Here is a 23,172-nt window from a genome sequence, read left to right on the forward strand (position 1 = left end):
GCGCTCGAGCCCGCAAAAGCAAGGAGCCGGCATCCCGAGAGGGAAGCCGGCTCCGAGAGTCGCGCTACAGCGGCAGGATTAGATCTTGCCGATGACGGACATCGCGATCTCGTTGAGCTTCTTCATCAGGTTGGCCACGAAGGCGGTGGCCTCCTGCTGCTTCTGGAGCATGAGCTGCGCCTCGGCGCGCTCACGGTCCGGACCCGTCAGACCGGAGAGGGACTTCTGCTCGAGGGCGGAGAGACCCTGGCTGGCTCCGAGGGCCTTCGTGGCGGCGGCGGCGGCGGTGGTGGCGGTGGTCATTTGCGTTCTCCAGGAAGTTTGGGAAGCGGGTGGTTTGCGGCGGCGCTGCTTACAAAAGGATTATGGGAGAATGGGGGCCAGAAGTTTCCTCCCCATTTTCTGATCCATTTTTTCGCGCCGGCGGCGCGAATATCGCTTCCGAAGTGGCGCACCGTTTTGGTGGAAAAGCCGATAACAGTCTAAGCTCCCGGCGCCCGGAACCGCTTGCCCTACCGGCTCCGGGGCCGTCCTCCCGCCCTCGTGAGGGATGTGTGCAGATGACGACTGAATCCAAGGCAACGGTGACCAACGACGACGTGAAGCCCCTGTCCGGCCCGGAGATGCTCGAACGGGCCACGGAAGGCTTCAACCTCTTCCAGGACGGCCGCTTCCGTGAGTCGCTGACCTTGTTCCAGTCCCTGGCGGCCATGGACCCCACCGAGGCCTACTTCCAGACGGCGCTGGGCGCCTGCCACCTGGCGCTGGAAGACCTGGACCTGGCCGAGTCCTACTTCAACCGCGCCATCGAGCTGGACCCCTCCGACCTCACGCCCTTCGTCAACCGCGGGGAAGTCCACCTGCGGCTCGGCAAGGTCCACGAGGCCGCCCGGGACTTCAATCACGCGGTGGGGCTGGATCCCGAAGGACAGGATCCGCTCAGCGCCCGGGCCCGGATGCTGGCCGCCGCGGCGCTGGAGAGCGCCGAGGAGTCGCCGTCCTCTGAATCCGACGGCGCGGCGTAGGCGCGGGCGGGGCCACTCGAAGGCCCCGGCCCGCCTTCCCTGGCCCTTGGGCTCAGGGGAACTTCAGCTCCACGTCCAGGCGGTACGGACCCTCACCGCCTTCGATGACGGGCTTGAAGTCAACCGTCACGGACTCGGTGTAGGTCTCCTCGCCCTGCACGCGCACGACGAGCGGGCGGACGGCCGGCCCGGCGGCGCGTAGCGGCCCGTCACGGTGTAGCGCCCCAGGGCAACGTCCGGGAGCCCGAAGCCGTCCGGCGTGTTGCTGCCCCGGGCCGTCGTCGGGGTGCCGGCACTCCCGTCCACCAGGGGGCCCGTGGGGGTGAGCGTCAACTCCACGTGCTCGCGCTGCAGGGCTTGATCCGGGTCGGCCGGATCCACGTAGTCCGTCAGGTTGAAGTAGACGCCGCTGCCGTAGGCGCCGCCCTCGGGCTTCGCGCCGGTCAGCTTCCAGCTGAAGTCCCGGACGGCGCCCTCGTTGCCCGCGAAGGGGGTGGCGTTGCTGGGGTGCAGCTCGAAGGTGTAGCTGCGGCCGTTGAAGTCGCGCTTGAGCCGCGCGCTGGCGTTCCAGGTGGTGGCCGCCTGGCCCAGCTCCAGCCGGTAGGTGCCGTCCGCGCCCGTCACGCCCACCACATTGGAGTCGTAGAGGACCTGATTGTCGGCCACCACCTCCACCCCCGCCAGGGGCTTGCCCGCGGTGTCCGTGGCCTTGCCCTTGACGACGTTCTTCTCCCGCTCGCCAGAGGGGCCAGGGCCGCTGGTGCCGCCGTCCGAGCAGGCCGAACAGGCCAGGGACGCCCCCAGCAACATCAGCGGAAGACCCCTGCTCAAGGCATTCTTCAGTCGCATCGTGTTCTCCCAGGTTTCGTGTGACCTGCCCCGGCCCTCCAGGACGGCAGGGCACGACAGGGGGATGAACCCGCGTGACGGGGCGCGGTGCAAGAACGAATGTCCACTTCGGTTGACTGCCCGGCTGCTTCCGCCCGGGGGAGAACGGCGGGTTTCGCCGTGGGGGAGGGGCCCTTCGCGACGCCCCCCCTGACAGAAGGCACCCGGGTTGGCCTAGGATGCCTGACCGCTGATGGCTGCCACCAATTCGAACAGCTTCCTCTCCAAGTACTCCGACATCGTCCTCGCCGTGGTGGTCGTGGCCATCGTCGGGATGATGATCGTCCCGCTGCCCACGCTGCTGCTGGACGTGCTGCTGACGCTGAACATCAGCATCTCGGTGGTGCTGCTCCTCGTATCCCTCTACGTGCCAGCGGCGCTGCACCTGTCGGTGTTCCCGACGCTGCTGCTCATCACCACGATGTTCCGGTTGGCCCTCACCATCTCCACCACGCGTCTCATCCTCCTCACCGGTGACCCGGGAGAGGTGGTGGTGGCGTTCGGAAACTTCGTGGTGCAGGGCAACTTCGTCGTCGGCGCCATCCTCTTCATCATCCTGGTCATCGTGAACTTCATCGTGATTTCCAAGGGCTCGGAGCGCGTCGCCGAAGTGGCCGCCCGCTTCACCCTGGACGCGATGCCCGGAAAGCAGATGTCCATCGACGCCGACCTGCGGGCCGGCTCCATCGACCAGGACCAGGGCAAGAAGAAGCGCCGCGACCTGGAGCGTGAGAGCCAGCTCTTCGGCGCCATGGACGGCGCCATGAAGTTCGTGAAGGGCGACGCCATCGCGAGCATCATCATCACCGTCGTCAACATCGTCGGTGGCCTCATCATCGGCGTGACGCAGAAGGGCATGTCCGCTGGCGACGCGGCGCAGAAGTACACGCTGCTCACCATCGGTGACGGTCTGGTCGGCATGATTCCCGCCATCCTCGTCTCCACCTGCGCCGGTATCATCGTGACGCGCGTGGCGGGTGAGGAAGAGGGCAATCACCTGGGCATGGACATGGGCTCCCAGCTGACGGCCTACCCGAAGGCCATCGCCATTGCCGCCGGCATGCTCATCGTCCTGGGCCTGGTGCCCGGTCTGCCCAAGATTCCCTTCTTCCTGCTGGGCATCGGCGCGGGCCTGGGCGCCTGGACGATGCTGAAGAAGCAGAAGCAGGCCGTGGAGGCGGAGGATGCCGGCCCGGCCATGGAGACGGACCTGGGCACGCCCATGGCATCGGAGCCCGCGCCCAAGGAAGCCCTCAATCCGGACTCCGAGCTGTTCATCCCCGTCGTCACGCCCATCGTCCTGGAAGTCTCCGACGCGCTGGTCCCCTTCGTGGACTCGCGCCAGGACAACGGGAAGTTCCTCTTCGAGCTCATCCCGTTCATGCGGGATGGCCTCTTCGTGGAACTGGGTGTGCGCTTCCCGGGCGTGCGTGCGCGTGGCAACGGCTCGCTGCCGCCGGGCGCGTACCAGATTCAAATCAACGAGGTGCCCGTCGTCACCGGCCAGGCCACGCTGGGCCACGTCCTGGTGAACGACACGGTGGACCGGCTGCGGCTGATGAACATCCAGGGCTTCGAGGCGGTGAACCCCGCCACCCGGCAGCCCGCCGCCTGGGTCCCCGAGCAGTACCGTGACACGCTGGAGGCCGCCGGCCTCACGACGTGGGACGTGCCCGGCTACATCATCCTGCACACCGCCGCCGTGCTGCGGCGCAACGCCCGTGAGTTCGTCGGCGTGCAGGAGACGCAGACGATGCTGGAGCAGTTGGAGAAGGCCTTCCCCGCCATCGTGAAGGAGGTCGTCCCCAAGGTCGTCAACGTGCTGAAGCTGACGGACATCCTCCAGCGCCTGGTGGAGGAGGAGATCTCCATCCGTGACTTGCGCGGCATCCTCCAGGCCCTGGCCGAGTACGGGCAGGTGGAGGCCGACAACGTCATGCTCACCGAGCATGTCCGCGCGGCCCAGCGCCGCTACATCTCCCACAAGTACGCGCGTGGCACCGGCACCCTGGTGGTGTACCTGTTGGACCCGAACATCGAGGACGCCATCCGCGGCTCGGTGAAGCGGACCTCCGCGGGCGCGCACCTGGCGCTGGAGCCGGAGCTGGCGCAGGAAATCGTCCAGGCCGTGCGTTCGGAGTGTGGCCACCTGCCGCCCAGCGCGCAGCGGCCCGTCATCCTCACGGCCATGGACATCCGCCGCTACGTCCGCAAGCTGCTGGAGTACGAGTTCAACCCGTCGTTCTCCGTGCTCAGCTACCAGGAGCTGTCGCCCGAGCTGAACATCCAGCCCGTGGCGCGCATCTCCACGCGATAGCCGCGGATGGCCCTCCGCCCGCGCGTGACAGGGACGCGCGGGCGGCAGGAAGGTCCTCTCCGTGAGGGCAGGGGTCTGCTCGCGACGCTAGGCGCCCGCGAGCACGGCAATCATCAGCACCAGGAAGACCAGGCCCACCACGCTCATCACCACGAGGGGCACGAGCTTGCCCTTGTCCTTGAGCGCCGCCATCGCGCTCGGCTGGGCGGGCTCATCTGGCATGGGGTACTCCGCCGACACCGGCGGGGGCGGCTCTTCGGAGACCTGCTCCTCGGGCGGGGGCGCGGGCTCCTCGGCGGGTGGCTCTTCCGGCGCGGGGGCGGGCTCCTCGGGCGGAGGCGCGGGCTCCTCCTCCGGCGGGGGCTCCACGGGCTTGGGCTCCGGGCGCGGACGACGGGGCGAGGGCGGAGGCGGAGCCTTGACCTCGGCGGCGAGCTGAACGGGCTCCTCGGCCGGCTCGGTGGGGTCCACGTACAGGAAGCGGGTGGCGCCCACCTCCAGCTCGTCCCCGTCCTTGAGCTGCCGGCGGTTGATCCGCTTCTTGTTCACCTTGATGCCGTTGCGGCTGCCCAGGTCCTCCACGTGGGTACCGGACCAGTCGCGGCGCACCTTGGCGTGCTTCCGGGAGACCAGGTCATCCTTGAGGATGATGTCCGCGTCCTTCTCGTCGCGGCCCAGGATGACTTCCTTCGCGTCCCCCAGCTCGATGCGCTCGCCTTCGCGGGGGCCGTTCATGAAGCGCAGGTAGCGCTCCTCGCCGCCGCCGGCCAGGCCGCGCATGGCGTCCTTCACCATGCCCCGGGCGATGAAGGACGTCTTCTCCCCGCCAGATTCGGGGTTCAGGTCCATCACCCGCTCGAAGCGGACGTCGAACGTGGCGATGGCGATGACGTCGCCGTTGCGCAGCAGCCGCTTCTCGCCCTTGGGCACGGGCTTGCCGTTGATCTGCGTGCCGTAGGAGCTGCCCAGGTCCTCCACGAAGAAGAGCGGCCCGTCCTGGCAGATGCGCGCATGGTTGCGCGACACCGCCTGCTGAGCGAGCACGACCTGGCAGGCCTTGTCGCGGCCCAGGGTGATGACCGCGTCGTCGAGGACGAACTCGGTGCTCTGGGCAGCGCCGGCCTCGCTGCGCTGCGTGACGGTGAGACGAACGCTCATCGAGAAGGAGGGGAGTCGGGAAGGCGGGACATCAGAACGTCGCGTCGCTCAGGAATCTCTCACACGTCTGGTACTCCGTGGGGAATTCCTCAGACGTCCCGTACTTCAGGAAGTTCTTGCAGGCGATCTGCGCGTGTTCGCGCTTGTGGGCTTCGAAGAAGAGTTCGTAGAGGCCGTAGTGGCAGGCGGCGTACTTCGCATCCAGCTTGACGCACTTGCGGTAGGTGGCCTCTTCCTCCGCCAGCAGGCCCTTCTCGCGGTACTGACGCGCGAGCATGAAGAGCGCGGGCGCGGAGTTCTCCGCCTGCTGCGTGTCCTTGATCTCCTTGAAGGCCGCGTCGGTGAGGGCCGCCTTGCGCTGGGCCAGGGACAGGTTGTTGATGCAGCTGCTGTTGCTGGGGTCCAGCTGGGCGCAGTTGGCGAAGGACTCGCGCGCTTCCTGGAAGCGGCCCAGCTCCATCAACGCGGTGCCCAGGTCGTGCCACAGCAGGGGCGAATCCTGGACCAGCTGCGTGGCCCGGGCGAGGTGCTCGCCGGCCTCGTCGTATTCACCCTCCGAGTAGGAGATGATACCCAGGAGGTGGTGCACGTCGGAGATGCCGGGATTGACGGCCAGGATCGTGCGCAGCTCCTTCCTGGACTCGTCCATCTTCCCCATCTTCATCAGGGTGAGTGCCAGATTGTAGCGCGACTCCAGGTTGTCCGGGTTCACCTTGAGGGCTCGCCGGAAGTTGTCGTGCGCCTTTCCGTACGCGCCTTCCTCCATGTAGATGGCGCCGAGGTTCTGGTACGCTTGGAGGTGCTCCTGGTTGTAGCGCAGGGCCTTGATGAAGTGCTTCTTCGCGTCGTCCTTCCGGCCCGAGGACATGGCGATGATGCCCTTGTTGGACCAGAGGTCCGCGTACTGGGGGGAGAACTCCAAACCCAGGTCGCAGAACGTCTCCGCGCGGGCCAGGTCGCCCTTGGCCATCTCTTGCGCGCACAGCTCGTTGTTGATGAGCGCCCGCTCGTGAGGCGGTGGGGTCCGAACGCAGGCGACGAAGGGCAGGGCGGAGACCAGGGACAGCGCAGCAACAAGTCGGCGGACACGCATGGCGGGGCGAGTGTAGGAGAGCGCCCGCGCCCAGGCAACGCCCGGAGTGGCATGAATCCAGGCTGTTTTCCGAGGGTTACGCCGGTAGAGTGGCGGCCCATGCGTACCCTGCTCTGCACCCTCGGCTTCACCCTGGCCCTGCTGTCGGCCAGCCCCGCGCATGCCCAGTTCGCCAACCGCAGCCTGGGCCTGTCACTGGGCTACATGGACTTCAACCGGACGAACGGCCTGGATGACGCGTTCTTCGTGGGCGTCGACGCCAGCCTCTACATCGAGAACGGCTTCGAGGTGGTCTCCCTGTCGAAGATTGCGTTCCCACGCGACACCACGGACCGCAACGAGAAGCGCGTGGTGGGCCTGGCGCCGTCCATCGGCATCCGGTACCTGCTGATGGAGGAGTCCATCCGCCCCTATGTGGGCTCGGACCTGAGCTACCTCATCGTCTTCAAGAACAGCGTCAGCAACTTCGTGGGCATTGGCCCCAACGTCGGCGTCGACTTCTTCGTGTCGGACTCGGTGAGCGTGGGCGCGCGCGCGCAGTACAACTTCTACATCGCGCTCAACGAGAAGACGCAGCGCACGCTCACGCTGTCTGCCGGCGCTGCGGCGTACTTCTAGGCTGTCCCTTCGGCGGTAGCAGGGCCGCGGCCACCAGCAGCGCCCACTTCTCGTCGGAGAGATGGGGTGGCTTCTCCATGGCCAGCGCGTCCTGCAGCCTTGCTCCCAGCGCCGCGAACAGGCGGAGCCGCGCCTCCATGCGCAGTTCCTCACGGCGCAGGGCCGCTGTCAGCACCACCTCCCGCTCCTCGCTGGACAGGCGCTTCACGCGCGACACGAAGAGCGGATCCGCCAGCAGCCCTTCGTCGCCGGGCATGCCCAGGGCGGAGGGCACCTTCAGGCGCCGCTCGCGCACCACCAGCGTTCCCGCCAGCATGTCCCCCAGCCGCTGCTGGGAGCCGGACACGAGCGCGGTGAGCCCTCCCACCAGGTAGAACAGGGGCAGCCGGTCCACCGGACGCGCCAGGTTGCGCAGCGCCGCGTGGTAGAAGCCGATGCGCACGCCGCTCTCCTGGATGACCCGCAGCGACATCACCCGCTTGCCCACGGTGCGTCCGCTCCACACCGTCTCCAGCGTTATCGCGTAGCCCCAGTCCACCAGGAAGTAGATGACGATGGACAGCGCGCTGGCGAAGCCCGGGAAGGCGAACATCACCAGGCTGAGCGACGTCAGGATGGCGCCGGTGAGCAGCGTGACGATGACGGCGTCCAGCATCCACGCCAGGAAGCGCGAGTACAGGCCCGCGAGCGTGAAGCGGAACTCCACGTACTCGGGGGTGAGCACCGTGTGGGTGCCGTCCAGCAGGGTGTCGGTGGCGGTCGTCACCGACACAGTCTAGCCGCGGCGGCGCACGTGCGGGCGGCTCGAGGCACATTCATCGCGGCTCCAACGATTTCAGTGAGGGCGGCGGAAGTCGGGTGAAGGTGTCCAAAGTGACTTGCCCGCAGCCCGGAGGGCAGGCGGGCGGCACCTCGCACGACAGCGCTATTCTTGGGGCGAGAGGGCGTGGGGTAGTCTGCCGCGCACTCGCACCGTGCTCCCCTCCGACTCCTCATCATGGAACCGCCGCCTTTGGCCGGCGGCAGCCTTTCAGTTCGCGCTCATCGCAGGGGTGACGCAGCTGAAGACGGCTTCCAACGCCCTGGTGCTGTCGCGCTTCGAGTCCCAGGCGCTGCCGTACCTGTACCTGCTGGGCGCGTTGATGACGGCGGCCATGACGGTGCTGCCGCGCTCCAAGCCGGGCTCGCCCTTCGAGTCCCCGGGCCTGCTCACGGGCATGGGCGGCGTGGTGGCGCTGGTGCTGGCGGCGGCCCTGTCCGCGGGGCAGCGCATGCCCGCGCTGGCGCTGTACCTCTTCGCGGACACCTTCTCCACGTTCGTGTCCTTCCGCTTCTGGGGCCGCATGGCGGCCGCCTTCGACGCGCGTGAGGCGCGCCGGGCCTTCACCGCGCTCAACGGCTTCGCCATGGGCGGAGGCATCGCCGGAGGTCTGCTGGTGCAGGGCCTGGCGGTGAAGCTGGGCACGCCGGCCATCGTGGTGAGCGGCGCCGTGGGCCTGCTGGCCGCGGGCGCCATCTTCCACCACCTGTACAAGGGCCTGCCGCCCACGCCGCCGCGGGGCCGCCCCGCGTCCTTCCTGGGGCTGCGCTATCTGGCGGAGAGCCCCTACGCCCAGGTGCTGGCGGCGCTGGGCATCGCGTTCGCGGTGCTGTCGTCGTTCGTGGACTACCTCTTCCGGCTGCGCCTGGAAGGCACGCTGAGCGAGGACGCGCTGACGGCGCTCTTCGGTTCGCTCCAGCTCTGGATTGGCCTGTTCTGCGTGGCCTTCCAACTGCTGGTGGCGCAGCGCCTGCTGAAGCGGCTGGGGCTCTTGCGCTACGTGGCGATGGTGCCGCTGGTCCTGGCGCCGCTGGCGGGCGCGGCGCTCGTCACCCCCAGCTTGTGGCCGGTGCACATGCTGCGGCTGGTGGAGACGGCGGTGAGCTACTCCATCCTCCCGGTGGGCATCCAGTTGCTCTACACCGCGGTGCCGGACGACCAGCGAGAGGGCCTGCGCGCCACGGTGGATGGGCTGCTGCGCAAGGGCGGCGTCGTGCTGGCCGGTCTGTTGCTCATTGGCGCGGGACGCGCGGCCAACGGCGTCACCATGGCGGTGGCGGTGGTGGGCATGTGCGCGGCGCTGGGCCTGCTGCTGGTGCGGCTGAAGTCCGCGTACGTGGCCGCGCTGGGCGAGCAGGTGGGAGCGCCCGAAGAAGAGGACGTGGCGCTGGAGGGCGAGGAGGAGCAGCGGCTGCTGGCCGAAGCCCTGGCGGCCCCTTCTCCGGAGCGGGTGCTGCGCGCGGTGGCGATGATGGAGCAGGCAGAGGTGCCGCTGCGTCCGCACCTGCCCGCGCTGCTGCGTCACCCGCACGAGCGTGTGCTGGAGCGCGGCGTCTCCCTGGCGCTGGAGCTGGAGGCGCACGAACTGGCGCCGGTGCTGGAGCGGTTGGTGGAGGAAGGGCCGCGTCGGCCTCGGGACCAGGCCGTGTGGGCCCTGGCGCGGTTGTCACCGGAGCGGGCGGAGCGCTTGCTGCCCGCGCTGCTGAACCACCCGGACGTGGGCCTGCGCTGCGCGGCCATTGGCGCGCTGGTAAAGTCGACGGGGAGCGCCGTGGCGCTGGACGCGCTGCGGGCGATGTTGTCGCGCGGCGAGGGCGCACCGGTGCCCGAGCGCCGCGAGGTGGCGCGGCTGCTGGGGCGCATCCAGAACTCACGCTTCGCGGAGCCGCTGGCGCGCTATCTGGAGGACGCGGACGGCTCCGTGCGGCACGTGGCCCTGGTCGCGGTGGGCAAGGGCGGCTACGTGGAGCTGGCGCCCCGGCTGCTGCCGTTCCTCACCTGGCGGGAGGAACGCAAGGCGGCGCGCGAGGCGCTGGTGGCGCTGGGGGACGAGGTGACGCCGCTGGTGGAGGAGCAGCTCAACAAGCGCATGGCGCCGCTGGCGATGCGGCTGCAACTGCCTCGCGTGCTGCGCGGCATCGGAACACCGGCGGCGCTGGACGCGCTGCTGTTCTCCAACGTGCGCGACGACGCGTCCCTGCACTTCCGGATTGGCGCGCAGATGTCGCGCCTGCGCGATGAGCACCCCGAGCATCCCGTGGACGTGGAGCGCGTGCGCGAGGCCCTGGGCCGGCGGCGGGAGGTCTACCGCAACCTGGTGGGCGCCTTCCGCGACCTGCGCGCGGCGCTGGGGGATGGCTCGCTGCTCACGCGCGCGGTGGGCGACCGGATGGACCAGGCGTTGGAGTTGTCCTTCTTCCTCCTGGGGCTGCTCCATCCGTCGCACGTGATGCGCGGCATCCACTACAACCTGGTGGGGCCGGACCTGCGCCGTCGCGCGTTGGCGCTGGAGCTGTTGGAGAACCTGGTTGACGAAGAGGACCGGGAGCTGGTGATGGAGCAGGTGGAGGCGCACCATCGCGAGCTTCCACCCGGGGCGCCCGGCCGGTTGTGGCGGCGGCTGGCGGCGCTGGTCCAGAGCGAAGATGGCGTGCTGCGCGCGTGTGCCCGCCATGTGGCGTGGGTGAACGGGCTGCACGTGCTCCCACAGGAAGGTGACATGAGCGACAGGACAGTCCAGCGGATGTTCGCGCTGGAAGGGGTGAGTGTCTTCTCCCAGTGCGACGTGGATGACATCGCCGCCATCGCCGCCGTGGCCCGCGAGGCGTCGTTCCGCGCGGGAGAGCGCATCTACGCCCAGGGCGACCCGGGCGACGCGCTCTACGTCATCGTCGACGGCGCCGTGGATGCCTTCCACGACGGCGAGCACGTGCTGCGCTTCCAGGGCAAACAGGCCTTCGGCGAGGTGAGCCTGCTCGACGGCGCACCGCGTCCCACGGACATGGTGGCCGCGGTGGACACGCGGGTGCTCATCATCGACCGGCGTGACTTCTTGGATTTGCTCGCGGACCGGCCGGAGCTGCTGACGGGCTTCTTCCGCGCGGTGAGCCTGCAGCTCCAGGCGCTCATCGACCTGCCGGACTCGCGCGAGACGGGCGAGCGGCTGGAGATGACGGCGCCGCTGGGACCCCTGGCGCCGCCGCTGCCGGATGGGCCGGCGCCGGATGGAAACGACGACCGCTCGCGCGACGACCCCTGAGCCGAGCGGCGCGGGGACGTCCCTCCCGTCACCACACGTCGGCGGGGCGGGGCACCTCGGCTTCGGGCGGCGAGGCGTTCGCACCGGCGGCGAGCGCCTTCCTGGCTGCGGCCACGTCCTCCTCCAGCAGGTGCGCGGAGGCGACGGGGATGAGCGGCCGGACGAAGAACTTCATCGGAGGAAATGAGCCCAGGAACCGCACCACTGCCAGCCCGGCGAACACCCAGGGGTGGCGCTCCGTGCTGGAGATGGGCGCGAAGACCTCCTCCGTGCGCCGTCCCCAGGACGCGCCGTACCGCTGAAGCGAGCCCCACCGAAAGCCCGGCACGCGCGTGGTGAGCACCGTCCATCCCCGCAGGAACCAGGGCGGCCGCGTGGGCCCCGCAGTTGGCTCCCAGGCCCGCGCGCTCTTGGCGGCGGTGAAGACCACCCACCACCACGCGCCCCAGGCGGTGAACAGGGCGGTGAAGATGAAGCGGGAGGCGCACATGAACGGGAGGGTGAGCACCACCAGCGCCGGCACGCCCACCATGAGCAGCAGGAAGGCCCGCCAGCGTCGCTTCACCTTCTTGCGCAGCCACGCCATGTTGAGGCGCACGCGCGGCGGGAACTCTTCGTCCTCTGGCTCCAGCCCCGTGAGCAGGCTGGCCTTGCGGGAGATGGCGTCGTGGTAGTCCCGCGACAGGGCGATGACCACCCACTGCGCCAGCTGCAGCGCGGCGAACAGCGCCGCCCAGAAGGCCAGGCCCCACACGGAGCGGCCATTCACTGTCCAGGCGCTCTTTTCGTGAGCAGGAGCCTGGGTGCCCTCGGCGGTGTGGGGGCACCCGCCGTGGCGTCGGTGCGCTCCTTGGCGGAGGACGCCGGGGCCTCCGACTCCGGGTCCTTCGTGGCCTCCATCACCAGCGCGATGATGGCCTCCGCCAGGGACGTGCCCGCATCGGCCCCCTGGGCCGCGGCCTCCACGTCCCGGATGCGCTGCTCCAGCCTCGCATCGGGCGTGTCCGCCGCGATGGGGGAGGGCTTCTGGGCGTCCGGAGTGGCTCTCGCGACGTCCGCTGCCTCTCCGGTGGGGGCGTTCTCGGGGGACTCGTCGTCCGAGCGGGCGGAGGAGGGGCTCGGGGGGCGCCAGCCGTGTCGCCCGCTCCCGGCGGGGAGGGGACCACGGCCGCGGTCTCGGGCGGCGCTTCGGGACCTGAGGGCGTCCCCTCGCCAGCGTGCTGCGCGGCGGCCTGCTTGCGCCGGGCAACCTGCGCGTCGATTTCCCGGAGCCGTTGGATGGTCTGAGCTTCAACCTCTTTCGCACGCCGGGTGGCAGCAGCCGCCTCCTTCTTGACGTGCTGGTCGGCGAGGGCCTCGGCGACTTTTTGAATCCCCGCCGCCTTGGCGCGTGCTTCGGCTCGGGACTCCCGCTTGCTCGCGCTTTCCGCCGCTTCAGTTCCGGAAGTCATGCAACTCAAGGCCAATGCCAGAGCTGCCATGGATTGAAGAAACCCGACACGAATGTACTGTTTGCGTGCGACCGGGTCGCCCAGCAGCGCTCCACCGATGTGGAACGGCAGGCTCATGCCGTAGAAGAACTGGCGCAGGCGCCCTTCGGGCGGTTTCCGGTCTGTCCGGGAGAAGTGACGCGCACCCGCGCTCACCTCTCCCCAGAACTCGCGCGCTCGGGCTTCGCCCTGGCCGGAAAACCCCTGCTCTGTGTGCTTGTGAACCTTGCCTTCGGGTGAGGAACCGCCGTGCCGCGTGTCGCTGTCTGCCACGTGTCTCAGCGTAGCACGAGCCGAGTTGTGCTAAAGGCGCACCTGTGAGCGCGAACCCCCTACGTCCTCGTCCCTTCCGCCAGCCGCTGTCCGGCGTGCTGGTCCTCGCCCTCGGTGCCGTCGCCGGCTGCGAGAAGAGCAATCCCACTCCTCCTCCGGCCGCCGCGCCGGAAGCCAAGGCTCCCGTTGCTCCTTCCGAAGTCACGCTGCTCGTGACGGGTGGCGCGTTCGGTCAGCTCCAGCCCTCCGAGGGCAAGGGCGGCGCGGCGGAGCTGCTCGGCCGCTGGATGGCCGATGAGAAGCACTGTCCCGGTCCCGTGAAGGAGGGCCAGCCTACGTGCGCGGACGCCAGCACGCTGGCGCTCGCCACGGGTGACCACTGGAACGGCCCGGCCATCTCCTCCTTCTTCCTGGGCACGCCCACGGCCGAGGTCATGGGCCGCATGGGCTACGCCGCCTCCGCCCTGGGCAACCATGAGCTGGCCTTCGGCAAGGAGGCCTTCCTCAAGAACCGCGGCGCGGGTGGCTTCCCGTTCCTCGCCGCCAACCTCAAGGTGAAGGACCCGGCGCTGGCGGGCGACCTGTCCATGCCGGCGTTCCAGATTTTCGAGCGCCGCGGCCTCAAGATTGGCGTGGTGGGCCTGGCGTCCGAGAAGACGGTCCGCACCGCCATGCCCGGCCGCGCGGATGGCCTGGAAGTGACGGGCTATGAGGAGGCGCTCACCACGGCCATTCCGGAGGCCCGCAAGGCCGGCGCGGACGTGGTCGTGGTGCTCGCCGACGAGTGCGTCACCGACCTGCAGCCCGCGGTGGCAAAGCACCCGGAGTGGAAGGTGGCGCTGGTGGCCGGTGGCCGCTGCGCGCAGCCCGTCGAGCTGAAGGACGGCGCGACCAGCTTCGTGTCGTTGGACCGTGGCTTCGGCAAGTACCTGCGCGCGCACGTCACCTTCGACCCGGCGAAGCCCGCGGGTGAGAAGCTGACCGCCCTGGATACCAAGGTCGTCGAGGTGTCGGGCGGCGCGCCGGACGCGGAGACGGCGCAGCTGGTGGGCAAGTGGAAGACGCAGCTGGACGAGGTGCTGGGCCAGCAGATCGGCTTCTCCAAGGCCGGCATCCCCCACGCGTCACCCCAGATGGCGAAGTGGGTGGCGGGCGCGGTGCGCAACGTGCTCGGCACGGACGCGGCCGTCCTCAACAGCGGCGGCATCCGCGGCGACCTGCCCGCCGGTCCGGTGACTCGCGGCAGCATCTACTCGGTGATGCCCTTCGAGAACTCGCTCCTCGTCGTGAAGCTGAAGGGCGAGGACCTGGCCCGGCAGCTGGCCAACCCGAACGCGCTCGTCTCCGGCTTCACGGCCGCGGGCAAGGGCAAGTTCAAGGACGCCAAGGGCAAGGCCCTGGACCCGAACAAGGAGTACACGGTCGCCACGGTGGAGTACCTCTACTTCGGCGGTGACGGCTTCGAGTTCGAGAAGCTGGCCCCCGAGCCCACCGAGACGGGCATGGCGTGGCAGACGCCGGTGGTGGACTGGACCAAGGACCAGGCGAGCAGCGAGAAGAAGCCGCTGGAGAAGCTGCTGAAGTAGTCCTCGCCGTCCTGCTTCTGTCGGACCCCTGAAGCGCCGGAGGAGCCCACCTGGGCCCTTCCGGCGCTTCGTCGTTTCAGCGGGGCCAGGGGCTCACGGCGTTTCCATGGCAGGCGCCGCCGTGGGCGGGGTCGCCGCGGCGGGAGGGGCATCGGGTCCGCACACGGCCTGATAGCGGGCCAGCGTGTCGTGCACGGTCCGCCGCAGCCGCTGCGGCGTGCCTTCGTGGAGCATGTCCACCGCGAGCTGCTGGGCGTCCAGCGCCTCCGGGCAGCGACCGAGCTGGAACAGGAGGGTGGACCACGTGTCCAGCACCGACGCGTTCCCTGGCGCCAGCGACAGGGCCCGCTGCGCCGCCGTCAGGCCCTTCTCCGGCTGGGCCGTGCGCGCGTAGTAGCCGGCCAGTCCGTTCTGCGCGCTGACGCTGCCGGGCAGCAACTCCACCGCGCGGAGCCTCGCGGCCTCCTGCTCCTCGGACGTATTGCCCGCGGCGTCCAGCGCCTGTGCCATGGCGTTCCACGCGTGCCCGCTGTCGGGGTGGTGCTCCACCAGCTCCCGCGCCAGGGCGAGCCTGCGGAACGGATCCTCCGTGGAGCGGATGCGCAGCAGCATGGCGTCCACGTTGCCGGGCTCCTCGCGCGTGGCCTCCGCCATCTCCCGTTCGATGTGGGGCAGCCGCTCCTCCATGGGGGACGCGCCCGGTGTCATCAGGAACAGCTGGGCGCGGATGGCGTGGACCTCGGCCGCGCGCATGGGGCGCGTTTGCAGCGGGCTCGTCACGGGTGCCAACGGCGCGGTGATGGTGCGGTAATTCATATGCCCAGGGCGGCGTACGTAGCCATTCAGCTCGCCAGCCAGGTCCTCCTCGCCGCGGAAGGCGGCCTCGAAGGCTTGGCGGGGGTCCTCGCCCTGCATGAGGCGCTTCTGGAAGTCCTCGAAGCGCGCGCCGTGCCGGCTGATGAAGAAGTGCACCCACAGCCAGGAGGACGCGTAGTACTGCCGCGACTCGGCGGTGCCGAGCAGCCCCTTGCTGTCCCACTCCCAGAGCTCGTCGAGCGTGCGCCAGCCGTGCCGCTGCACCTGGTTGTAGAAGGCCCCGTGGATGTGCCCGAGGATGACCTCGCGTCGCTCCGGCCTGAGCGCGATGGTCTCCAGGTAGCTGGCCAGTCCTTCAGAGAGCCAGCGTGGTTGGCGAACGAGCGCGAGCTCGGAGAGGTAGTGCGTCAGCTCGTGGGCCTGGGTGGTGATGTCCGCGGTGGCTTCGCTGAGCGCGTAGGCGTGCCCGGCCAGCACCAGCAGCGGGCCATCCTCCGTATGGGTGGAGAAGCCTTCGATGCGGATGTTGGTGAACTCCTCCAGCGCACTGCGGTTGTGGAGGACGATGATGTCCACCGTGCCCGGCGGGTCGAAGCTGCCGCCCCAGGCTTGCAGCAGCCCTTCGCGGAGCAGCTCCAGCTCCTGGGCCGCTTCCTCGGCCGTCTCCGTGTCCAGGTTGGTGCGGACGGTGAAGTGGGGGCTGCGCACCTCCACCCAGGGGCGGCCTCCCTCCAGGGGACACAGGGCGCGCATGCTCGTGCATCCCGACAGCAAGGCGAGCAGCCATCCCAGGAACGCCATCCGACACGTCATGGTCCCGCGTTTTCCCACAAAGCTTCATCGGAAGGCAGGGTGGGCCGCCACGTCACTGGGGTAGAGTGCCGGCCCATGGAGATGGCGGAGTTCATCGAGTCCCGCAAGCCGCGCTGGGAGCAACTGGAGTCGCTGCTGGACCGGTCCGAATCCCACGGCCTGCGCGAGCTGAGCCTGGAGGACGCCAGGACGCTGGGCCGGCTGTATCGCGCCGTCTCCAGTGACTTGCTGTGGGTTCGCGCGCGCAGTGGCTCGGCGGACGTGAATGCCTACCTCAACGATTTGGTGGGGCGGGCGTACGCGCTGACGTACCCGGGCCGGCGTCCGCGCCTGGCGGACGTGTGGGGCTTCGTGGCCCGGGGCTTCCCCGCGCTGATGCGGCGCGAGTGGCGGATGTACGTGGCGTCGCTGCTGCTGCTGCTGGCGGGCGTGGGCTTTGGCTACGTGGGGATGATGGTGGACCCCGACGCGGCGCACTATCTGGTCCCCGCCGAGCACCTGAACCTGGACCCCGTCGAACGCGCGGCCAACGAGGCCGCGGGTGACGGCATGTCGGTGGGAGACCAGGCCCAGTTCACCACCTACCTCTTCACCCACAACATCCAGGTGGCCTTCCTGGCCTTCGCGCTGGGAATCACCGTGGGCCTGGGCACGGCCATCATGCTGTTCGTCAACGGCCTGTTCCTGGGCGCGCTCGCGCAAGTCTATGCGGCCAAGGGAATGGCGGGCTGGTTCTGGGCGTGGATTCTTCCGCACGGCATTCCGGAAATCACCGCCATCTGCATCGCGGGCGCGGCGGGGCTGGTGATTGCGCGGGGCATGGTGGCCCCACGAGGACTGCCTCGGGGACAGGCGGTGCGACAGGAGGCGGTGACGGCAGTGCGGCTGCTGTTCGGCACGCTCGTCCTGTTCGTGCTCGCGGGCTTCATCGAGGGCACGGTGTCCCAGATTCATCCGCCCAAGCTGTCGGTGGCGTTCAAGGTGTCCTTCGCGTTGACGGTGGGCGCGGGCGTGTACGCATACCTGCTGTCGGACTGGCTGCGTGGGGGCCGCGCGGCGCCAGACGGCGGCGCTGAGTCCGCCCATGGATGAGCGCCTGTGGCTGCCTCCGCTTCCGAGTGAGCCGGAGGTCCTCATCGAGTGCCCGCGCTTCTCCTTCGTGAAGCGCCGCGCGGACGGGGCGGTGGACTTCGTGTCGCCGCTGCCGTGCCCGTACAACTACGGCAGCATTCCGGGCCTTGCGTCGGATGAAGGCGACCCGCTGGACGCCGTCGTGATGGGACCCCGGCTGGCGCTGGGCCAGCGGCTGCGCGTGCCGGTGGTGGGTGTCATCGGCTTCGTCGACGCGGGGCGGGGGACCCGAAGGTGGTGTGCGCCGCCGCGCCCTGACGGACGCCGAGCGCGCGGGCCTGGAGCGCTTCTTCCGCGTCTACGCCCTCTTCAAGCAGGTGCTGCACCGGGTGCGGGGCAACGTCCCGGACACCCGCTTCATGGGGTGGTTGCCGCTGCCCGCCCCGGCGCCGGACGTGGCCCCGGAGGCTACAGCACGCCGCGCGCCTTGATGTCCAGGTAGCGGTTGACGGCGGCCAGGCTCAGCTCATCCGGCTGCACGTCGAGCATCTGCACGCCGCCCTGGCTCACCCGCGCCTTGAGCACTTCGCGGTCGGTGAGCAGCTCGGAGGCCACCGCGTGCTGGAAGGCCTCTTCCGGGCTGGGAGGCGGCGTGCGCAGCAGCTTCTGGAGCGCGGTGTCCTTCACTGACAGGCACAGGGGGACATGGCGCCGCGCCAGCCGGTGCAGCGGGGCCACCATGGTGGAGGCCTGCTCCTCGTCCAGGAAGTCGGTGAAGACACACAGCAGGCTGCGGCGCGTGAGGCGGAGGTTCAGCTCCTTGAAGAGGGCCAGGTAGTCCACGTACGTGAGGCTGGGCGTGGTGCCGTAGAGTGTGTCTACGATTTTCCGGTACTGCGTGCGCCCGGCCGCGGGCGGCAGGTAGGCCTTCACGCCATCCGCGAAGACGGCCAGCCCCACGCGGTCGCCGTTGCGCACGGCCACGAAGGCCAGGAAGAGGGCCGCGTTCACCGCGTGGTCCAGCTTGGTCAGGCCGTCCACCTGCGCGGCCATGGAGCGGCCCGCGTCCACGCAGATGAGGATGGACTGCGAGCGCTCCGACTCCAGCACGCGCGTCACCGGCCGCCCACGTCGCGCGGTGGCCTTCCAGTCCACGTCCCGCACGCTGTCGCCCTGGGCGTAGTCGCGCAGGCGGGCGAACTCGCTGCCACGCCCGTCGCGCCGCAGTTGCCGCAGGCCCAGGTTGACCAGGTCCAGCGCGGCGCCCGAAAGCAGCAGCCGGTTGGCGCCGCGCAGGTCCGGGTACACGGCGATGTCCTGCGCCGCGGGAAACACGCGCTCGTGGGACACCAGCCCCAGCGGCCCGCGCACCCGGACGTGCACGTCTCCAAACTGGAAGCGGCCGCGCTTCACGGGCGTCACCCGGTACACCCAGCGCGACTCGCTCCGCGCGGGCAGGTGCAGCGGGGCCTCGTCCGGCGTGGCGGCGAAGCCGTCCGGCACGTCGTCCCGGACGCGTACGTGGACGGCGCCGCCGCTCCGGTGAATCAGCCGCACCACCACCTTGTTGGCCACACCCACGTTGAGCCGCGCCGGCAGCACCCGGTGGACCTCCAGCCGGGCCCTCCGCGCGGTGAGCACGTCGAACACCGCCAGCGCCAGCACCAGCGCGTCCAGCGCGAGCACGGCGCCGCCAATGCCGGGGCTGAAGCCCGCCAGCATCATCGGCAGCGCGAGCAGCGCCAGCAGCACCCAGAGGCGCGGGGTGGGAATCACCGGGGACCTCGACGCCGCGCACCACCTCACGCAGCACGTCCGTCGGCGTGGCCCCATCCAGCTCCGCGTCCGGCGACAGCAGGAGGCGGTGCTTCAGCACGGGCGCCGCCAGGAAGCGCACGTCGTCCGGGGTGACGAAGCCGCGCCCGCGCAGCGCCGCCAGGGCCTTGGCCGCCAGCAGCAGGTGCACGCCCGCGCGAGGCCCGGCTCCCAATCGAATGCGGCTGGAGGCGCGCGTGGCCGCCACCAGCTTGCGGACGTAGGCCAGCACCGGCGGCTCCACCGTCACTTCATTCAGCGCGCCGCGCGCGGCCAGCAGCCCGTCCTTCGTCACCGCGGCGTTGACGCCCGCGCGTTGCAGGTCCCCCGAGTCGAAGCCCCGGTGCACGGAGGCCAGAATCGCGTCCTCCTCCTCCGGCGCGGGGTAGCCCACCTCGATTTTCAGCAGGAAGCGGTCGAGCTGCGCCTCGGGCAGCGGATAGGTGCCCTCGGACTCCACGGGGTTCTGCGTGGCGAACACGGTGAAGAGCGGGGAGAGCGGCAGCACGCGGCCCTCCATGGACACCGAGCGCTCCTGCATGGCCTCCAGCAGCGCGGACTGCGTCTTCGCCGGGGCGCGGTTGATTTCGTCCGCCAGCAGCAGGTCCGTGAAGATGGGGCCGCGCACCAGCGTGAAGCCCTGCGTCTTCAGGTCGAACACGCTGGTGCCCAGGATGTCCGCGGGCATCAGGTCCGGGGTGAACTGGATGCGCTTGAACTCCGCGCCGATGCTGCGCGACAGGGCCTTGGCCATCAACGTCTTGGCCACGCCGGGCACGCCTTCCAGCAGGATGTGGCCGCCGGCGATGAGGCCACAGAGCATCAGCTCCAGGGCCTCGTCCTGGCCGACCACGGCCTTGCGCACCTCGGACAGCACGGCCTCGCGGATGGCGTGGGCGGCCTGCACGGCGTTACCAGCAGCCGGGGCGGGGGAGGGGGCGGACAGGGTGTCGTTCATGTCGTTTCGGGAGGGCTGGGCCGGGCGGCGCCGGCGGAATGAAGGCGTTGTCGCAGCCGCGCCGCGCGCTCGGCGAGCTGCTGGAGGTCCGTGTCGCGCGTCACCGCGCGGCTGTCCGTGGTGAGCGCCTCGAGCCCCTGGGCCAGTCCGCGCGGCCACGCTCGCGCAGGCCGTGGGTCACCGCGTCCGCGGACGCATGCGCGGGCAGGCCCGCGTGCAGGGCCGGTCCTGGGTGAGGCCCCGGAGGATGAGCTGGGCGGAGAAGCCGTGGTGCCGGCCCTCGCGATAGAGCCGGCCCATGGCGAAGAGCGCGTCGGTGGCGCCCACGCGCGAGGACTCGGGTGGAGGCCGTGGCCGGCCGAAGCGCTTGAGCGACACCGACCACAGCGCCACGCCGAGCAGCAGCTGCAACACGGCGAAGTGCAGGCCGTAGCGGCGCGCGAAGTCCACCACCGAGCGCTCGTTGGTGAAGCCGTGGTGGAACTCATCGAATTCGACGGGGCCGGGGCCGATTGACGCCAGGGCGCTGAGCCAGAACTGCGCGTTGTCCGCGCGCGCCAGGGCCTGGTTCATCGCCAGCTCCGGGGCGCCCACCACCAGCACGCGGCCCTGCCCGTACGGCACCACCGCCGCCACGAACATGCCCAGCCGTTCATCCTCCAGGACGGGAACGGCCGTCTGGGGCAGCTCCAGGTAGGCCTGGACCTTCGCCTCCACGCGCTCCACGCCCAGCGTGTACGGCGTGGGCTGGGGTGGCACCAGCGTGCGCATGGGCAGGGTGGTGTCCGCCTTGAAGAGCTTCACGTCCAAGGCTTGCAGCACCGGGTTCTCCCGCGAGCCCCACGGCACGTAGATGGCGCTGCCGCCCTCGCGCACGTGCTTCAGCAGTTGCTCGGTTTCATCGTCGTCCAGCGCGGCCGCGCGGAAGGCGTTGAAGCCGGTGCGGGGACGTGCTCGTCGGCCAGGCCTGCGTCGGGCTCGGCGGCCAGCGCCGTCTGGTCCGGGTCGTGCTCGTAGGCGCCGGACACCTCCACCGCCAGCAGCACCGGCGTGCCCAGTCCGGACACGATGCGCAGGTCCGCCATGCGGCGCGTCACCGGCAAGCCGCTCTCCTGGGCCAGCAGGAACAGGGCCCGCGCGCCGTCCTCCTGCGCGCGGTACGTGGACAGCGTGTCCGCGAACGTGTTGCGCCGGGCACCTCGGACCAGGAAGGTGGTCAGCACCGCGGTGAGCAGCAGGCCCCCACCACCAGCAGCGGGAAACGGTCACGCACCGGCCACCTCCGGCCGTGACGGCGCGGCCAGCAGGGGCTCGGTGAGCGCGCGGAACTCGCGGTAGCCGTCCACACCCACCGGCAGGTTGCCGTACCAGGCGAAGTCGAAGCGCCGCGTCAGCTCTCGGAAGGGGGCCTTCCATTCCGCGCGGCCCCGGAATTGAGACAGGTAGTCCCAGTTGCTCAGCGTCTCGTCATAGAGGATGGCGCCGTCGCGGTGGAGCCGGGACAGCAGTGCCGGTAGAGGCTGCGCACCGCTTCGCGGTAGGCCCCCGCGCCGCCAGTTCGTCCGCCAGGTGGGCCCAGCCCTCGGGAGGGCGTGACAGCGCGTGGTGGGCGTCTCCCGCCAGCGTGGACGCGTCCACCGTGGACACCTGCACACCTTCGGCGCCCGCGCGGCGCTTGTCGCGGTTCAGCGCCCGCAGCAGCACCACGCCCAGCACCGCAAGGGTGAGTGTCACCAGCACCACCACCAGCACGTTGGCCACGCTGGCGCCGGTGAGGAATGGCTGTGCCGTCTCCTGCCGTGGTTCCGCCGGCTCCCGCTCGAACAGCTTCTTCAGCTGCTCCCCCAGCCAGTCGATGAAGCGCTGCCACCAGCCTGGCGTCTCGGGTGGGGCCGCGGGCTCGGGGGCGTCCTTCTCCGCCTTGGGCGCGGCCTCCGCGAACTCGGGCCGGGCCAGGATGGCCTTCGCCCGCGCGGCGGCGGCGCGTGCATCCGCCCGGGCCTGGGCGTCCACGGTGGCACCCATCGTGGTGAGCCCCTGCGTCAGCGTGGCGCGGGCCTTGTCGCAGTCCTCCTCGTCGAAGGCCTGCCGCTCCACGCGGCGGACGAAGCGGTCCAGCTTCACGGCTTCGGCGGGCCCCAGGGACTCCAGGGGCGCGTACAGGCCCGCGGTGTCCTCATCCACCGAGGCCTCACACGCCTCCGTGACCTCGCCCAGCCGTCGCAGCGCCTCTGCGGGGGCCAGGGGCTTCGCGTCCTCGGTGTCCTGGGCATGGGCCGGCGCCGCCGTCAGCAGGCCCAGGCCCAGCACGACCGCCAGCATCGCCGCGCCACGCGTCGCGCCCGGCGGAGGCAGGGGACGCCCCAAATCCCGGGACGGAAGCTGCTGGACGCTGGCCAGCAGGTCGAGCCCTTCCTGACGCACGCGCCCGTCCACCAGCAGCAGCGTGGCCGTCGCGGCGCGAACCGGCTCGAAGAGGGCGAACGTCGTCACCGCGAGGAAGATCAGCCACTGGCCGTTGTCCAGCGAGGCGAAGCGCTCCGCGAACGTCAGGTCCACGCCCACCAGCTTGCGGCCCAGGAACAGCAGGAAGTTGAAGGCGATGTGCAGGTTGAAGAAGGCCAGCACCTGCACGGACATGAGGGCGCGGACCCACAGCGCGGTGCCGCGCGCCGGACCCAGCAGCCGTGAGCACGTGCCGTAGAGCTTCAGCGGGCTGCCTCGCCCCTGCATCACCGCCGCGTAGCCCACCCCGTGGGACTGCAGCAGGATGTAGCCGAGGCCTCCCGTCACCATCACCACCAGGGTGTTGAGGCCCAGCAGGTACGCCACGGCGATGAAGAGCGCGGGCATCCGGCCCAGCGCGGCCTTGAGCGAGGCCCACGCGGAAGGCTCGCCCTGGGTGCCCAGCAGCAGCTCCTGTACGTAATGGCACGTCGCGCCCTGGCCCAGGCCCCGGAGGAACCACGCCAGCGTCAGCAGCAGCGAAGGCACCACGAGCGGCCAGCCCATGCGCACCGACTCCGCCAGGTACAACATGGCGGCCACCACGGCCGCGCCGCCGGGCAGGGTGAGGGCCCAGACGCCCGCGTTGCGGGTACACAGGCGCAGCGCGGCGTCCATCAAGGCCACCGCGTTGCGCGGGCGGAGTTCGAGCGCGGAGACGGCCATG

At 70.2% G+C, this 23,172-nt stretch carries 16 protein-coding genes and 4 pseudogenes; 8 read left to right on the top strand and 12 right to left on the bottom strand.

The window, feature by feature from the left end; translation table 11 throughout:
• Positions 1-78: 78 nt before the first annotated feature.
• Positions 79-303 (bottom strand): hypothetical protein, encoded by a 225-nt coding sequence (locus QEG98_RS12825; RefSeq protein WP_002640925.1) that lies wholly within the window; start codon positions 301-303, stop codon positions 79-81.
• Positions 304-560: 257 nt separating this feature from the next.
• Here QEG98_RS12825 and QEG98_RS12830 point away from each other — a divergent pair, with 257 nt between their 5' ends.
• Positions 561-1,025: a tetratricopeptide repeat protein gene (locus QEG98_RS12830; RefSeq protein WP_090489457.1), complete on the top strand. Its 465-nt coding sequence runs from the start codon at positions 561-563 to the stop codon at positions 1,023-1,025.
• A gap of 126 nt (positions 1,026-1,151) precedes the next feature.
• On the opposite strand, the gene QEG98_RS12835 is transcribed toward QEG98_RS12830, so the two are convergent.
• Entirely contained in the window at positions 1,152-1,874 is a 723-nt protein-coding gene (locus QEG98_RS12835) for a carboxypeptidase-like regulatory domain-containing protein (RefSeq protein ID WP_316566932.1), read from the bottom strand.
• A 232-nt stretch (positions 1,875-2,106) separates the two neighbouring features.
• Between QEG98_RS12835 and sctV the strand changes: the two genes are divergently transcribed.
• Positions 2,107-4,230 (top strand): type III secretion system export apparatus subunit SctV, encoded by a 2,124-nt coding sequence (sctV, locus tag QEG98_RS12840; protein WP_090489453.1) that lies wholly within the window; start codon positions 2,107-2,109, stop codon positions 4,228-4,230.
• Between the two features lie 87 nt (positions 4,231-4,317).
• On the opposite strand, the gene QEG98_RS12845 is transcribed toward sctV, so the two are convergent.
• Both QEG98_RS12845 and QEG98_RS12850 read right to left on the bottom strand, forming a co-directional pair.
• Complete coding sequence (locus QEG98_RS12845; RefSeq protein ID WP_090489451.1) at positions 4,318-5,388, bottom strand: FHA domain-containing protein; 1,071 nt, start codon at positions 5,386-5,388, stop codon at positions 4,318-4,320.
• Between the two features lie 31 nt (positions 5,389-5,419).
• Positions 5,420-6,358, bottom strand: a complete 939-nt coding sequence (locus QEG98_RS12850; protein WP_090489449.1) for a tetratricopeptide repeat protein — start codon at positions 6,356-6,358, stop codon at positions 5,420-5,422.
• Positions 6,359-6,580: 222 nt separating this feature from the next.
• Between QEG98_RS12850 and QEG98_RS12855 the strand changes: the two genes are divergently transcribed.
• The gene (locus tag QEG98_RS12855; RefSeq protein WP_186817721.1) at positions 6,581-7,099 is read left to right on the top strand and encodes an outer membrane beta-barrel protein; all 519 of its coding nucleotides are present in this window, start codon (positions 6,581-6,583) and stop codon (positions 7,097-7,099) included.
• On the opposite strand, the gene QEG98_RS12860 is transcribed toward QEG98_RS12855, so the two are convergent.
• A complete protein-coding gene (locus QEG98_RS12860; RefSeq protein ID WP_316566933.1) occupies positions 7,065-7,871 on the bottom strand; it encodes an RDD family protein in 807 nt (268 codons plus the stop codon). The genes QEG98_RS12855 and QEG98_RS12860 overlap by 35 nt on opposite strands.
• A 202-nt stretch (positions 7,872-8,073) precedes the next feature.
• Between QEG98_RS12860 and QEG98_RS12865 the strand changes: the two genes are divergently transcribed.
• Positions 8,074-11,178 carry a cyclic nucleotide-binding domain-containing protein gene (locus QEG98_RS12865; RefSeq protein WP_316566934.1) on the top strand — a complete coding sequence of 1,035 codons (3,105 nt, stop codon included), beginning with the start codon at positions 8,074-8,076 and terminating at the stop codon, positions 11,176-11,178.
• Between the two features lie 28 nt (positions 11,179-11,206).
• Here QEG98_RS12865 and QEG98_RS12870 read toward each other — a convergent pair whose 3' ends face one another.
• Together QEG98_RS12870 and QEG98_RS12875 are read right to left on the bottom strand one after the other, a co-directional pair.
• Entirely contained in the window at positions 11,207-11,947 is a 741-nt protein-coding gene (locus QEG98_RS12870; RefSeq protein ID WP_316566935.1) for a hypothetical protein, read from the bottom strand.
• Positions 11,944-12,144: a hypothetical protein gene (locus tag QEG98_RS12875; protein WP_316566936.1), complete on the bottom strand. Its 201-nt coding sequence runs from the start codon at positions 12,142-12,144 to the stop codon at positions 11,944-11,946. The genes QEG98_RS12870 and QEG98_RS12875 overlap by 4 nt, the downstream gene beginning before the upstream one ends.
• A gap of 251 nt (positions 12,145-12,395) precedes the next feature.
• On the opposite strand from QEG98_RS12875, the gene QEG98_RS12880 reads away from it, so the two are divergent.
• Together QEG98_RS12880 and QEG98_RS12885 are read left to right on the top strand one after the other, a co-directional pair.
• Positions 12,396-12,908 carry a hypothetical protein gene (locus QEG98_RS12880; RefSeq protein ID WP_316566937.1) on the top strand — a complete coding sequence of 171 codons (513 nt, stop codon included), beginning with the start codon at positions 12,396-12,398 and terminating at the stop codon, positions 12,906-12,908.
• A 77-nt stretch (positions 12,909-12,985) separates the two neighbouring features.
• Positions 12,986-14,527, top strand: coding sequence for a bifunctional UDP-sugar hydrolase/5'-nucleotidase (locus QEG98_RS12885; RefSeq protein ID WP_316566938.1), 1,542 nt, complete (start codon positions 12,986-12,988; stop codon positions 14,525-14,527).
• A gap of 93 nt (positions 14,528-14,620) precedes the next feature.
• On the opposite strand, the gene QEG98_RS12890 is transcribed toward QEG98_RS12885, so the two are convergent.
• On the bottom strand, positions 14,621-16,144 hold the full coding sequence (locus tag QEG98_RS12890) for a hypothetical protein (protein ID WP_410478072.1): 1,524 nt from the start codon (positions 16,142-16,144) through the stop codon (positions 14,621-14,623).
• A gap of 87 nt (positions 16,145-16,231) precedes the next feature.
• Here QEG98_RS12890 and QEG98_RS12895 point away from each other — a divergent pair, with 87 nt between their 5' ends.
• Both QEG98_RS12895 and QEG98_RS12900 read left to right on the top strand, forming a co-directional pair.
• Positions 16,232-17,248, top strand: a complete 1,017-nt coding sequence (locus QEG98_RS12895; RefSeq protein ID WP_316566940.1) for a stage II sporulation protein M — start codon at positions 16,232-16,234, stop codon at positions 17,246-17,248.
• Positions 17,241-17,718 (top strand): annotated as a pseudogene (locus QEG98_RS12900) (inorganic diphosphatase). Before QEG98_RS12895 ends, QEG98_RS12900 begins: the two are co-directional and overlap by 8 nt.
• On the opposite strand, the gene QEG98_RS12905 reads toward QEG98_RS12900, so the two are convergent.
• The 4 genes and pseudogenes from QEG98_RS12905 to QEG98_RS12920 form a co-directional block, all read right to left on the bottom strand.
• Positions 17,696-19,003, bottom strand: a complete 1,308-nt coding sequence (locus QEG98_RS12905; protein ID WP_316566941.1) for a DUF58 domain-containing protein — start codon at positions 19,001-19,003, stop codon at positions 17,696-17,698. The pseudogene QEG98_RS12900 and the gene QEG98_RS12905 sit on opposite strands and share 23 nt — an antisense overlap.
• A 1-nt stretch (position 19,004) precedes the next feature.
• A pseudogene (locus QEG98_RS12910) lies at positions 19,005-20,000 on the bottom strand (AAA family ATPase); the annotation flags it as partial.
• A pseudogene (locus tag QEG98_RS12915) lies at positions 19,997-21,273 on the bottom strand (DUF4350 domain-containing protein). The pseudogenes QEG98_RS12915 and QEG98_RS12910, both read right to left, overlap by 4 nt.
• A pseudogene (locus QEG98_RS12920) lies at positions 21,266-23,171 on the bottom strand (DUF4129 domain-containing protein). Before QEG98_RS12920 ends, QEG98_RS12915 begins: the two co-directional pseudogenes overlap by 8 nt.
• Position 23,172 lies beyond the last annotated feature (1 nt).

This window comes from Myxococcus sp. MxC21-1, from assembly GCF_032612255.1.
Classification (GTDB): domain Bacteria; phylum Myxococcota; class Myxococcia; order Myxococcales; family Myxococcaceae; genus Myxococcus; species Myxococcus virescens.